14 protein-coding genes are annotated in these 13,272 nt (G+C 61.9%); all 14 read left to right on the forward strand.

Translation table 11 applies throughout. The features are described from left to right. Window positions 1-18 precede the first annotated feature (18 nt). Window positions 19-807: a ParA family protein gene (locus NAO55_RS18135; RefSeq protein ID WP_003303699.1), complete on the forward strand. Its 789-nt coding sequence runs from the start codon at window positions 19-21 to the stop codon at window positions 805-807. 9 nt (window positions 808-816) lie between these two features. Next, window positions 817-1,689, forward strand: a complete 873-nt coding sequence (locus tag NAO55_RS18140; RefSeq protein ID WP_102839106.1) for a ParB/RepB/Spo0J family partition protein — start codon at window positions 817-819, stop codon at window positions 1,687-1,689. 133 nt (window positions 1,690-1,822) lie between these two features. Continuing rightward, the gene (locus NAO55_RS18145) at window positions 1,823-2,221 is read left to right on the forward strand and encodes a F0F1 ATP synthase subunit I (protein WP_073865897.1); all 399 of its coding nucleotides are present in this window, start codon (window positions 1,823-1,825) and stop codon (window positions 2,219-2,221) included. Between the two features lie 14 nt (window positions 2,222-2,235). Beyond that, window positions 2,236-3,108 (forward strand): F0F1 ATP synthase subunit A, encoded by an 873-nt coding sequence (atpB, locus tag NAO55_RS18150; RefSeq protein WP_063540249.1) that lies wholly within the window; start codon window positions 2,236-2,238, stop codon window positions 3,106-3,108. Between the two features lie 70 nt (window positions 3,109-3,178). After that, window positions 3,179-3,406: a F0F1 ATP synthase subunit C gene (gene atpE / locus NAO55_RS18155; RefSeq protein ID WP_003290909.1), complete on the forward strand. Its 228-nt coding sequence runs from the start codon at window positions 3,179-3,181 to the stop codon at window positions 3,404-3,406. A 92-nt stretch (window positions 3,407-3,498) separates the two neighbouring features. Beyond that, window positions 3,499-3,969, forward strand: coding sequence for a F0F1 ATP synthase subunit B (locus NAO55_RS18160; protein ID WP_102839105.1), 471 nt, complete (start codon window positions 3,499-3,501; stop codon window positions 3,967-3,969). A gap of 12 nt (window positions 3,970-3,981) precedes the next feature. Then, the gene (locus tag NAO55_RS18165; protein WP_011915194.1) at window positions 3,982-4,518 is read left to right on the forward strand and encodes a F0F1 ATP synthase subunit delta; all 537 of its coding nucleotides are present in this window, start codon (window positions 3,982-3,984) and stop codon (window positions 4,516-4,518) included. Window positions 4,519-4,533: 15 nt separating this feature from the next. Continuing rightward, the gene (gene atpA / locus NAO55_RS18170; RefSeq protein ID WP_019405952.1) at window positions 4,534-6,078 is read left to right on the forward strand and encodes a F0F1 ATP synthase subunit alpha; all 1,545 of its coding nucleotides are present in this window, start codon (window positions 4,534-4,536) and stop codon (window positions 6,076-6,078) included. A 50-nt stretch (window positions 6,079-6,128) separates the two neighbouring features. Further along, on the forward strand, window positions 6,129-6,995 hold the full coding sequence (gene atpG, locus NAO55_RS18175; RefSeq protein ID WP_063540246.1) for a F0F1 ATP synthase subunit gamma: 867 nt from the start codon (window positions 6,129-6,131) through the stop codon (window positions 6,993-6,995). Between the two features lie 30 nt (window positions 6,996-7,025). Further along, entirely contained in the window at window positions 7,026-8,402 is a 1,377-nt protein-coding gene (atpD, locus tag NAO55_RS18180) for a F0F1 ATP synthase subunit beta (protein WP_003284839.1), read from the forward strand. A gap of 74 nt (window positions 8,403-8,476) precedes the next feature. Beyond that, entirely contained in the window at window positions 8,477-8,905 is a 429-nt protein-coding gene (locus NAO55_RS18185; protein ID WP_003303687.1) for a F0F1 ATP synthase subunit epsilon, read from the forward strand. 145 nt (window positions 8,906-9,050) lie between these two features. After that, window positions 9,051-10,415: a bifunctional UDP-N-acetylglucosamine diphosphorylase/glucosamine-1-phosphate N-acetyltransferase GlmU gene (gene glmU, locus NAO55_RS18190; protein WP_102839104.1), complete on the forward strand. Its 1,365-nt coding sequence runs from the start codon at window positions 9,051-9,053 to the stop codon at window positions 10,413-10,415. Window positions 10,416-10,525: 110 nt separating this feature from the next. Beyond that, window positions 10,526-11,308, forward strand: a complete 783-nt coding sequence (locus NAO55_RS18195; RefSeq protein ID WP_102839103.1) for a DeoR/GlpR family DNA-binding transcription regulator — start codon at window positions 10,526-10,528, stop codon at window positions 11,306-11,308. 2 nt (window positions 11,309-11,310) lie between these two features. Then, window positions 11,311-13,161 carry a glutamine--fructose-6-phosphate transaminase (isomerizing) gene (gene glmS / locus NAO55_RS18200; protein ID WP_102839102.1) on the forward strand — a complete coding sequence of 617 codons (1,851 nt, stop codon included), beginning with the start codon at window positions 11,311-11,313 and terminating at the stop codon, window positions 13,159-13,161. The last annotated feature ends 111 nt before the right edge of the window (window positions 13,162-13,272 follow it).

Raw genomic sequence — 13,272 nt, forward strand, 5'->3', positions numbered from 1 at the left:
CCCGGACTGACACTGACCATGGCTAAAGTCTTCGCCATTGCCAACCAGAAAGGCGGTGTCGCCAAGACCACCACCTGTATCAACCTGGCCGCTTCGCTGGTTGCGACGCGCCGGCGCGTGCTGCTGATCGATCTCGATCCGCAGGGCAACGCCACCACCGGCAGCGGTGTGGACAAGCTCGGCCTGGAATACTCGATTTACGATGTGCTGATCGGCGAATGCAGCCTGGTTGATGCCATGCAGTTCTCCGAGCACGGTGGCTACCAGTTGCTGCCGGCCAACCGCGACCTGACCGCGGCCGAGGTGGCCCTGTTGAATCTGCCGGCCAAGGAAAAGCGCCTGCGCGAAGCCCTGGCGCCGGTCCGCGAAAATTATGACTACATCCTCATCGACTGCCCCCCGTCGCTGTCGATGCTGACTATCAATGCTCTGGCTGCATCGGACGGAGTGATCATCCCAATGCAGTGCGAGTACTACGCGCTCGAAGGGCTCACCGACCTGGTCAACTCGATCCAGCGCATCGGTCAGGCACTCAATCCGAGTCTGAAGATCGAAGGTCTGCTGCGCACCATGTACGACCCGCGCAGCAGCCTGACCAACGATGTCTCCGAGCAGCTCAAGGCGCATTTTGGCGACAAGCTCTACGACACCGTCATCCCGCGCAACGTCAGGCTTGCCGAGGCACCCAGCCACGGTATGCCGGCGCTGGTCTACGACAAGCAATCCAAGGGCGCACTGGCCTACCTGGCCCTGGCCGGAGAACTGTCGCGACGCCAGCGCCAGTCGGCGCGTGGCGCCCTCGCATAAGGACTACTCATGGCGACCAAGAAAAGAGGCCTAGGCCGTGGACTCGATGCCCTGCTCGGCGGCGCCAGTGTTTCGGCCATGCAGGAAGAGGCTGCCAAGGTCGATACCCGCGAACTCCAGCATCTGCCGCTGGAGCTGATCCAGCGCGGCAAGTACCAGCCGCGACGTGACATGGACCCGCAGGCACTGGAAGAGCTGGCCCAGTCGATCAAGAACCACGGCGTGATGCAGCCGATCGTGGTGCGACCGCTGAGTGGTGGTCGCTACGAAATCATTGCTGGCGAGCGGCGCTGGCGGGCCAGCCAGCAGGCCGGGTTGGAGAAGGTGCCAGCGCTGGTTCGTGAGGTCCCGGACGAAGCGGCGATCGCCATGGCGCTGATCGAGAACATTCAGCGCGAGGATCTCAACCCGATCGAAGAGGCGGTGGCGCTGCAGCGTTTGCAGCAGGAGTTCCAGCTGACCCAGCAACAGGTCGCCGATGCGGTCGGCAAGTCGCGTGTCTCCGTCAGTAATCTGCTGCGACTGATAGCCCTGCCGGACGAGATCAAGACGCTACTTGCCCATGGTGATCTGGAGATGGGCCATGCGCGCGCCTTGCTGGGTTTGCCGGGTGACCAACAGGTCGAGGGCGCGCGGCATGTTGTCGCACGTGGTCTGACGGTCCGCCAGACCGAGGCCCTGGTACGTCAGTGGCTGAGCGATAAAGAAAAGCCGAAGGCCGAGGTCAAGAGCGATCCGGATATCAGCCGCCTGGAACAGCGCCTTGCCGAACGGCTGGGCTCGCCGGTTCAGATCAAGCATGGGCAGAAGGGCAGGGGCCAACTGGTGATCCGCTACAGTTCGCTGGACGAATTGCAGGGCGTTCTGGCGCACATTCGTTGATACAAAATCCATGTAGTGCCGGTCGGAAAATACTACCGGAGAGTTGAACCCCGGCTGGCCTGCTCCTATACTCGCCGCGCTTTTTTGACTGCGGACAATTATTTACGCGGCCCGCTGCAGCGATGGAAATCCGGTGAACATACGCAACAGAACACCCTTCCATCGCCTCCCGGCTTTTCGCGTATTGCTGATGCAGGCGATGGTCGTGGTTGCGACCGCTGTGTCATGTGGCCTGGTATTTGGTATGGTCGCCGGCTACTCCGCACTGTGTGGCGGTCTGATTGCGCTGTCGGCGAACGTGTATTTCGCGTACAAGGCCTTTCGGTACTTTGGCGCACGTTCGACTCGGGCAATCATCCAGTCCTTCTGGTCTGGCGAGATGGGTAAACAGATTCTGGCAGCAGCGCTGTTTGCGTTGGTGTTCGTGGGAGTGAAGCCGCTGGACCCGATTGCCTTGTTTGCCGGCTATCTGCTGGTTCTGGGTGTCGGAGCAAGCGCGCTCCTGCTGATGAAAAACAATCCGAAGCATTGAGCATTGAGGCGTTTATGGCGAGTACCCCCGCTGAATATATCCAGCACCACCTGCAAAACCTCACCTACGGCAAGCTGCCGGCAGGTTACGAGCGTGCTGATGGCTCCGTTCTCGATCAGGCCACCTGGACCATCGCCCAGACGGGGCTGGAAGCTCGTGACATGGGCTTCATGGCATTTCACCTGGATACCCTTGGCTGGTCGCTGCTGATGGGCGCCATCTTCATCCTGCTGTTCCGCAGCGCTGCCAAGTCTGCCACCGCCGGTGTACCGGGCAAGCTGCAAAACTTCGTCGAGATGTGCGTCGAGTTCGTCGAAGGCGTGGTCAAGGACACATTCCATGGCCGCAACCCACTCATTGCTCCGCTGGCGCTGACCATCTTCGTCTGGGTGTTCCTGATGAACAGCCTGAAGTGGATCCCGGTCGACTACATCCCGGGCATCGCTGGGCTGCTCGGTCTGCCGGCATTCAAGATCGTGCCGACCGCCGATCCCAACGGCACCTTCGGTCTGTCGCTCGGCGTGTTCATCCTCATCCTGTTCTACAGCGTCAAGGTCAAGGGTATCGGTGGTTTCAGCAAGGAGCTGGCTTTCACCCCGTTCAACCACTGGTCGCTGATTCCGTTCAACCTGTTCCTGGAAATCCTCGGTTTGCTGACCAAGCCGCTCAGCCTCGCGCTGCGTCTGTTCGGCAACATGTATGCCGGTGAGGTGGTGTTCATCCTTATCGCGCTGCTGCCGTTCTACGTGCAGTGGACCCTGAATGTGCCCTGGGCGATCTTCCACATCCTGGTGATCCCGCTTCAGGCGTTCATCTTCATGGTTCTGACCGTGGTGTACCTGAGTTCTGCTCATGAAGATCATGGGCACGCCGAGCTCACGCCGTAACAGCTGAACCGTTACAACCGTTTTGCTTTACCCAAGAAAACCTTAACCCCCTTAGCTTCAGGAGCTTTACATGGAACTCGTCTACATCGCCGCCTCCATCATGATCGGTCTGGGTGCCCTGGGCACCGGTATTGGCTTCGCCCTGCTGGGTGGCAAGCTGCTGGAATCCACTGCTCGTCAGCCAGAGCTGGCTCCTCAGCTGCAAACCAAGACCTTCCTGATGGCCGGCCTGCTCGACGCCGTACCGATGATCGGCGTTGGTATCGCGATGTACCTCATCTTCGTTGTCGCCGGTTAATCACTTTCCGGTTTGAGATGGGGTTCGCCGGGCGGACCCCGTCGCCGTGGAATGACTCCCGCGTTGAACGAGATAGCACGAGGTAAATCGCTGTGAACATTAACTTGACGCTGTTCGGTCAAACGCTCGCCTTCGCTATCTTCGTCTGGTTCTGCATGAAGCTCGTATGGCCGCCAATCACGGCAGCCATGGCAGCGCGCCAGAAGAAGATCGCCGAAGGACTGGATGCGGCAGGCCGTGCGCAGCAGGACCTGAAACTGGCTCAGGACAAGGTGTCCAACACCCTCCGCGAGACCAAGGAGCAGGCTGCCCAGATCATCGAGCAGGCGAACAAGCACGCCAATGCGATCATCGAGGAAGCCAAGCAGCAGGCACGTGCCGAAGGCGAGCGACTGGTCGCCGGCGCCCGCGCCGAGATCGAACAGGAAGTGAACCGTGCCAGGGACCAACTGCGCAGCCAGGTAGCGGCTCTTGCCGTCGCCGGTGCAGAGAAGATCCTGGAGTCCCAGGTGGACGCCAAGGTACACAACGAGCTGGTCGAAAAACTGGCCTCCCAACTCTAAGCGAGGCAAGCGATGATCAATACCCAGACGCTTGCTCGGCCTTACGCGAAAGCCGCTTTCGAGTTTGCCAGCGCCGCAGGACAGACCGATTCCTGGTCGAAAATGCTCAACCTGGCTGCCGTCGCTGTTGAAGTCCCAGAAGTCGCAGCGTTGCTGAACGACCCTCGTCTGACCAGCGAAAGCAAGGTCCAGGCGCTGGTACGTGTACTTGGTGACGATGCCGACGAGGCGTTCCGCAACTACGTTCAGACCCTTGGCGAAAACGATCGCTTGTCGGTCCTGCCGACCGTGTGGGAGCTGTACGAGGACATCAAGGCGCAAGCCGAGAAAACGCTCGAGGCAGAAGTTGAAACCGCCTTTGAGCTCAGCAACGCGCAACTCCAAACTTTGGCTGCCGCCCTGTCGAAGCGGCTAGATCGCACCGTCAACCTCCAGCAGGTCGTGAATCCTGCGCTGATCGGCGGCGTGTTGATTCGCGCCGGTGATGTGGTTGTCGACGGTTCGGTCCGCGGCAAACTGAGCCAGTTGGCCGAATCGTTGAAATCCTGATTTGAGGGTCATGGCATGCAGCAACTGAATCCTTCCGAGATTAGTGAAATCATCAAGCAGCGCATCGAGAAATCGAATGTCGCTGCTCAAGCCCGTAACGAGGGCACCGTCGTCAGCGTTTCTGACGGTATCGTACGCATCTACGGTCTGGCCGACGTCATGTACGGCGAAATGATCGAGTTCCCTGGCGGCATCTTCGGCATGGCACTGAACCTGGAGCAGGACTCCGTAGGTGCCGTGGTTCTGGGTAACTACCTGGGCCTGACCGAAGGCATGAGCGCCAAGTGCACCGGCCGCATCCTCGAAGTTCCGGTTGGTCCGGAGCTGCTGGGTCGCGTGGTCGACGCGCTGGGCAACCCGATCGACGGCAAAGGCCCGATCAACGCTCAGGCAACTGATGCGGTCGAGAAAGTCGCACCGGGCGTGATCTGGCGTAAGTCGGTCGACCAGCCGGTACAGACCGGTTACAAGTCGGTCGACGCCATGATCCCGGTAGGCCGTGGCCAGCGTGAGCTGATCATCGGTGACCGTCAGATCGGTAAGACCGCCCTGGCCATCGACGCCATCATCAACCAGAAGAACAGTGGCATCCGCTGCGTCTACGTTGCCATCGGTCAGAAGCAGTCGACCATCGCCAACGTAGTGCGCAAGCTGGAAGAGCACGGTGCCCTGCAGAACACCATCGTGGTGGCTGCTTCGGCTTCCGAGTCCGCTGCGCTGCAGTACCTGGCTCCGTATGCCGGCTGCACCATGGGCGAGTACTTCCGCGACCGCGGTGAAGACGCGCTGATCGTCTATGACGATCTGTCCAAGCAGGCCGTGGCCTACCGCCAGATTTCCCTGCTGCTGCGTCGTCCGCCGGGACGTGAAGCCTACCCGGGCGACGTGTTCTATCTCCACAGCCGCCTGCTGGAGCGTGCATCGCGCGTATCCGAAGAGTATGTCGAGAAGTTCACCAACGGCGCCGTGACTGGCAAGACCGGTTCCCTGACCGCTCTGCCGATCATCGAAACCCAGGCGGGCGACGTTTCCGCGTTCGTTCCGACCAACGTGATTTCCATCACCGACGGTCAGATCTTCCTGGAATCGGCCATGTTCAACGCAGGCATCCGTCCGGCCGTCAACGCCGGTATCTCGGTATCCCGCGTCGGTGGTGCCGCGCAGACCAAGATCGTCAAGAAGCTGTCCGGTGGTATCCGTACCGCACTGGCTCAGTACCGTGAACTGGCCGCATTCGCACAGTTCGCTTCCGACCTCGACGAAGCGACCCGCAAGCAGCTGGAGCATGGTCAGCGCGTTACCGAGCTGATGAAGCAGAAGCAGTACGCGCCGATGTCCATCGCCGACATGTCCCTGTCCCTGTATGCCGCCGAGCGTGGCTATCTGGCGGACGTGGAAGTGGCCAAGGTTGGCGCCTTCGAGCAGGCCCTGATCGCCTTCTTCAACCGCGAGTTCGCCGACCTGATGGCGAAGATCAACGTGAAGGGCGACTTCAATGACGAAATCGACGCTGGCCTGAAGGCTGGTATCGAGAAGTTCAAGGCCACGCAAAGCTGGTAAGCCGCAGCGGGAGCCGCGAGGCTCCCGCCTGCTAACCCGATAGGTGTCAAATGGCAGGCGCAAAAGAGATTCGCAGCAAGATTGCGAGCATCAAAAGCACGCAGAAGATCACCAGCGCCATGGAAAAGGTGGCGGTCAGCAAGATGCGCAAGGCACAGATGCGCATGGCTGCCAGCCGCCCTTATGCGGAGCGGATCCGGCAGGTAATCGGCCATCTGGCCTACGCCAACCCGGAATACCGTCACCCGTTCATGGTAGAGCGTCCGGTCAAGCGTGTCGGCTATATCGTCGTGTCTACTGATCGTGGTCTGTGCGGTGGCCTGAACATTAACCTGTTCAAGGTCCTGATCAAGAACATGAAGGAGTGGCACGATCAGAAGGTCGAAGTCGACCTCTGCGTGATCGGCAACAAGGGCGCGAGCTTCTTCCGCAGCTTCGGCGGCAACGTCGTCGCGGCGATCGGCAACCTCGGCGAAGAGCCATCGATCAACGATCTGATCGGCAGCGTCAAGGTCATGCTGGACGGCTTCCACGAAGGCCGTATCGATCGCTTGTACCTGGTATCCAACAAGTTCATCAACACCATGACCCAGAAGCCCACGGTCGATCAGCTGCTGCCCCTGGCCGCAGACGAGAACGCCGAGCCGGTCAAGAAAGGTCAGTGGGACTACCTCTACGAGCCGGACGCCCAGCAGCTGCTGGATGCCCTGCTGGTTCGTTTCATCGAGTCCCAGGCCTATCAGGCGGTGGTTGAGAACGGCGCAGCCGAACAGGCCGCGCGGATGATTGCCATGAAGAACGCAACCGACAACGCCGGTGAGCTGATCAGCGACCTGCAACTGGTCTACAACAAGGCCCGTCAGGCTGCGATCACTCAGGAAATTTCGGAAATCGTCGGCGGCGCTGCCGCGGTTTAAGAACGGTTCAAATATTCAGAGGAACCAAACATGAGTAGCGGACGTATCGTTCAAATCATCGGCGCCGTTATCGACGTGGAATTTCCGCGCGATCTGGTACCGAACGTCTATGACGCACTGAAAGTTCAGGGCGCCGAGACCACCCTGGAAGTCCAGCAGCAGCTGGGTGACGGCATTGTCCGTACCATCGCCATGGGTTCGACCGAAGGCCTCAAGCGCGGCCTGGACGTCGTCAACACCGGCACCGGTATCTCCGTACCGGTCGGCAAGCAGACCCTGGGTCGCATCATGGACGTCCTGGGTAACCCCATCGACGAAGCCGGCCCGATCGGCGAAGAAGAGCGCTGGACCATTCACCGCGCTGCGCCGTCCTATTCCGAGCAGGCTGGTGGCAACGAGCTGCTGGAAACCGGCATCAAGGTTATCGACCTGGTTTGCCCGTTCGCCAAGGGCGGTAAGGTCGGTCTGTTCGGTGGTGCCGGTGTCGGCAAGACCGTAAACATGATGGAGCTGATCCGTAACATCGCGATGGAGCACAGCGGTTACTCCGTGTTCGCCGGTGTGGGTGAGCGTACTCGTGAAGGTAACGACTTCTATCACGAGATGAAAGACTCCAACGTTCTGGACAAGGTAGCCCTGGTGTACGGCCAGATGAACGAGCCGCCGGGAAACCGTCTGCGCGTTGCTCTGACCGGTCTGACCATGGCCGAGAAGTTCCGTGACGAAGGCCGTGACGTACTGTTGTTCGTCGACAACATCTACCGTTACACCCTTGCCGGTACCGAAGTATCCGCCCTGCTGGGTCGTATGCCTTCGGCGGTAGGTTATCAGCCGACCCTGGCCGAAGAGATGGGCGTTCTGCAGGAGCGCATCACCTCCACCAAGAACGGTTCGATTACCTCCGTACAGGCCGTATACGTACCTGCGGACGACCTGACCGACCCGAGCCCGGCGACCACCTTCGCCCACCTCGACGCTACCGTCGTACTGTCGCGTGACATCGCCTCCCTGGGTATCTACCCGGCGGTCGATCCGCTCGACTCGACTTCGCGTCAGCTGGATCCGCTGGTCATTGGCCAGGAGCACTACGACACCGCTCGCGGCGTTCAGTACGTGCTGCAGCGCTACAAGGAGCTGAAGGACATCATCGCGATCCTCGGTATGGACGAACTGTCCGAGACCGACAAGCAGCTGGTATCCCGTGCTCGTAAGATCCAGCGCTTCCTGTCCCAGCCGTTCTTCGTGGCCGAAGTCTTCACTGGCTCGCCAGGCAAGTACGTGCCGCTGAAGGAAACCATCCGTGGTTTCTCCGGCATCCTCAATGGCGACTACGACCATCTGCCGGAACAGGCGTTCTACATGGTCGGCAGCATCGACGAAGCCATCGAGAAAGCCAAGAAACTGTAACTGGCGCGCCCGTTCGCGGGCGCCAACCAGCCTGACCCGCAGCTGCTGGTCAGGCTGATTACCGAGGCATGAACATGGCTATGACAGTGCATTGCGACATCGTCAGTGCGGAAGAAGAGCTGTTCTCGGGGCTGGTGGAAATGGTCGTCGCCCACGGCAACCTGGGTGACATCGGCGTTCTGCCGGGTCACGCGCCGCTGCTGACCGATCTCAAGCCGGGTCCGGTTCGAGTGATCAAGCAGGGTGGGGACGAGGAAATCTTCTACATCTCCGGCGGCTTCATCGAAGTCCAGCCGAACATGGTGAAGGTTCTCGCCGATACCGCTACCCGCGCCAAGGACATCGACGAAGCTGCCGCGCAGGCCGCCGTCAAGGCTGCCGAGAAGGCCCTGCACGAGAAGGGCGCTGAGTTCGATTATGGCTCCGCGGCCGCTCGCCTGGCCGAGGCTGCAGCCCAGCTGCGGACCATCGAGGCAATGCGCAAGAAGTACGGTCGTCACTGATCGACTCGCAACTTCATCGCGCACGAGTAAAAGGGTAGCCTTGGCTACCCTTTTTCTTTGTCTGCCATTTGTCGGCGCTGATACCAGCTGCACCCTGACTACCTACAGGTGAGCTGTCGGGCCGAACCCGTTCAGGAATCGCTTCATGTCCCTCGATATCGTCATTCTCGCCGCCGGTCAGGGCACCCGCATGCGTTCGGCACTGCCCAAGGTGCTGCATCCAGTCGCCGGCCAATCCATGCTCGGTCACGTCATAAGCACGGCGCGTGCGCTGCAGCCGCGCAGTATTCAGGTGGTGATCGGCCACGGTGCCGAGCAGGTGCGCCAGCGGCTGGTCGGGGACGACCTTAACTACGTGGTTCAAGCCGAGCAGCTGGGTACCGGGCATGCGGTGGCCCAGGCGTTACCGAATCTGTCGGCCGAGCGCGTGCTGATCCTCTACGGCGATGTGCCGCTGATTGAGGCCGAGACCCTTCAGCGTTTGCTGCAGAAGGTCGGACCCGAGCAGCTGGCATTGCTGACGGTGACCCTGGATGACCCGACTGGCTACGGCCGGATCGTCCGTGACGCACAAGGCGAAGTGCAGGCCATTGTCGAGCACAAGGATGCCAGTGCCGAGCAGAAGGCGATCCGTGAGGGCAACACCGGGATTCTCGCCGTACCGGGCAGCCGCATCGGCGAATGGCTTGGCCGCCTGTCCAACAGCAACGCCCAGGGCGAGTACTACCTTACCGACGTGATTGCCATGGCCGTGGCCGACGGCCTGCGGGTGGCCACCGAACAGCCACAGGACGCCATGGAGGTGCAGGGCGCCAACGACCGCATCCAGCTCGCCGAACTGGAGCGCCACTACCAGCTGCGTGCTGCGCGCCGGCTGATGGCCCAGGGCGTCACGCTGCGCGACCCGTCGCGTTTCGATCTGCGCGGCGAAGTGAGTGTCGGCCGGGACGTGCTCATCGACGTCAACGTGGTGCTCGAGGGCGAGGTGGTCATCGAGGATGATGTACAGATCGGCCCGAACTGCGTGATCAAGGACAGCACCCTGCGCCGCGGCGCTATCGTCAAGGCCAATTCCCATCTGGACGGTGCGGTGGTGGGCGAGGGCGCCGACTGCGGACCGTTCGCCCGGCTGCGTCCCGGCAGCACACTCGGTGCCAAGGCGCATGTGGGCAACTTCGTCGAGATGAAGAATGCGAGCCTCGGCGACGGCGCCAAGGCCGGTCATCTGAGCTACCTGGGCGACGCCGAGATCGGCGCGCGGACCAACATCGGCGCCGGGACAATCACCTGCAACTACGACGGCGCCAACAAGTTCAAGACGGTGATGGGCGAGGACGTGTTCATCGGCTCCAACAGCTCGCTGGTGGCGCCGCTGAATCTGGGCGACGGCGCCACTACCGGCGCCGGGTCGACCATCACTGCGGACGTTCCGGCGCATACCTTGGCACTCGGTCGCGGACGTCAGCGCAACATCGATGGCTGGCAGCGACCGGTGAAAAACAAATCCTGAGGAAAAAGGACCTTGGCCGGATGGCTTGTGCCGGCTGCCGGGCAGGGCTTGCGATCACCTCGGGCATATGTTTTGATTCGCGCCGTTAACTTTCGAATCGAAACATGTAAATGTCGAAGCGCAATACGCCACAACGTCGTCACGTCATCCTGGCGCTGCTCAACGAGCGCGGCGAGGTCAGCGTCGATGAGCTGTCGCGGCGCTTCGAGACGTCCGAAGTCACCATCCGCAAGGACCTCGCCGCCCTGGAAAAGAATGGCCTGCTGCTGCGCCGCTACGGCGGTGCCGTGTCGCTGCCGCAGGAGCTGATCGGCGACACTGCACAGCCCGTCTCGCCCTACAAGCAGGCGATCGCCCGCGCGGCTGTCGGCTGCATTCGCGAGCACGCGCGGGTCATCATCGACAGCGGCACCACCACTGCGGCGATGATCCCTCAGCTCGGCTACAAGCACGGGCTGGTGGTGATGACCAATTCGCTGAACGTGGCCAATGCCCTGCGCGAGCTGGAGCACGAGCCGGTGCTGCTGATGACCGGCGGCACCTGGGACCCGCACTCGGAGTCCTTCCAGGGCCAGGTGGCCGAACAGGTGCTGCGTTCCTATGACTTCGACCAGCTGTTCATCGGCGCCGACGGCATCGACCTGGAGCGCGGTACCACCACCTTCAACGAGCTGCTTGGGCTGTCGCGGGTGATGGCCGATGTCGCACGCGAGGTCATCGTGCTTGCCGAGGCCGACAAGATCGGCCGGCGCATCCCCAATCTGGAGCTGCCCTGGAGCAGCGTGCACACCCTGATCACCGATGAGCGCCTCAGCGACGAGGCGCGCACCAGCATCCTGGCCCGCGGCGTGAAGCTGATCTGCGTGGCCATCGAACCCCATTTGGAGACCTGAGTATGTGTGGCATCGTTGGCGCCGTCGCCGAACGCAACATCACCGCGATCCTTCTCGAAGGCCTCAAGCGCCTGGAATACCGTGGCTACGACAGTGCCGGTGTTGCCGTGCTGGACGAGAACGGCACACTCGAGCGCCTGCGCCGCAACGGCAAGGTTGCCGAACTGGAGCAGGCTCAGCAGCAGACGCAGCTGGCAGGCCGCCTGGGCATCGCTCACACCCGCTGGGCCACCCATGGCGCGCCCTGCGAGCGCAATGCCCATCCGCATTTTTCCGGTGATGACCTGGCGGTGGTGCATAACGGCATCATTGAGAACCACGAGGCGTTGCGCGCTCGGCTCAAGGAAATGGGTTACGTATTCGTCTCGGATACCGACACCGAAGTCATCGTCCATCTGCTACACCACAAGCTCGATTCGCTCGGCGACCTCACCGCTGCACTGAAGGCAGCGGTCAAGGAACTGCATGGCGCCTATGGTCTGGCAGTGATCAGCGCCAAACAGCCGGATCGCCTGCTCGCCGCACGCAGCGGCAGTCCGCTGGTGATCGGTCTGGGCCTGGGCGAAAACTTCCTCGCCTCCGACCAGCTGGCACTGCGGCAGGTCACCGACCGCTTCATGTATCTGGAAGAAGGCGATATCGCCGAGATTCGCCGTGACGCCGTGCAGGTCTGGGATGTCGATGGCCAGCCGGTGAAGCGCGAGGCCGTGCAGTACCACGAAGGCGCCGAGGCGGCGGACAAGGGCGAATACCGCCACTTCATGCTCAAGGAGATTCACGAGCAGCCCAAGGTCGTGCAGCGCACCCTGGAAGGCCGTCTGAGCGATCGTCAGGTGCTGGTCGAGGCCTTCGGTCCGCAGGCCGGCGAGCTGTTCGCCAAGGTCCGCAACGTGCAGATCGTCGCCTGTGGCACCAGCTATCACGCCGGCATGGTGGCGCGTTACTGGCTGGAAGAACTGGCCGGCATCCCCTGTCAGGTCGAAGTCGCCAGCGAGTTCCGTTACCGCAAGGTGGTGGTGCAGCCGGACACCCTGTTCGTCACCATCTCCCAGTCCGGCGAGACGGCCGACACCCTGGCGGCGCTGCGCAACGCCAAGCAGCTGGCCAGCGGCGAGGGCGGCTATCTCGCCAGCCTGGCCATCTGCAACGTCGGCATCAGCTCACTGGTGCGCGAGTCGGACCTGACCCTGCTGACCCAGGCCGGGCCGGAAATCGGCGTCGCCTCGACCAAGGCCTTCACCACCCAGTTGGTCGGGCTGATGCTGCTGACCCTCGCCCTGGGCCACGTCCGCGGCACTTTGAGCGCGGCCCGCGAAGCGGAGCTGGTCGACGAACTGCGGCGCCTGCCGACCCGCCTGGGCGAGGCGCTGGCCATGGATGCGACGGTGGAGAAGATTGCCGAGCATTTCGCCGAGAAGCACCACACGCTGTTCCTCGGCCGCGGCGCGCAGTACCCGGTGGCGATGGAAGGCGCGCTCAAGCTCAAGGAGATCTCCTACATCCACGCCGAGGCCTATCCGGCTGGCGAACTCAAGCACGGCCCGCTGGCCCTGGTGGATGCCGATATGCCGGTGGTCACCGTGGCGCCGAACAACGAGTTGCTAGAGAAGCTCAAGTCGAACCTGCAGGAAGTGCGCGCCCGTGGCGGCGAGCTGATCGTCTTCGCCGATCGCGAGGCGGGTTTCGACAATGGCGAGGGCATCTTCCTGGTGAACATGCCGCACATCCACGATGCGCTGGCGCCGATCCTCTACACCCTGCCGTTGCAGCTGCTGTCGTACTACGTCGCCGTGCTGCGCGGCACCGACGTCGACCAGCCGCGCAATCTGGCCAAGTCGGTAACGGTGGAGTAATACCGACCTCGCAGGGTTCTCGGCGTCGTCGTCGGTATTGATGATGACGCCGTGGTCGCCGCCGCCATTGGCCGGCCTGGCTCCTGGCAGCAGGTCTCCTCAGCGATTTCT

This window comes from Stutzerimonas frequens (assembly GCF_024448335.1).
Lineage (GTDB): Bacteria > Pseudomonadota > Gammaproteobacteria > Pseudomonadales > Pseudomonadaceae > Stutzerimonas > Stutzerimonas frequens.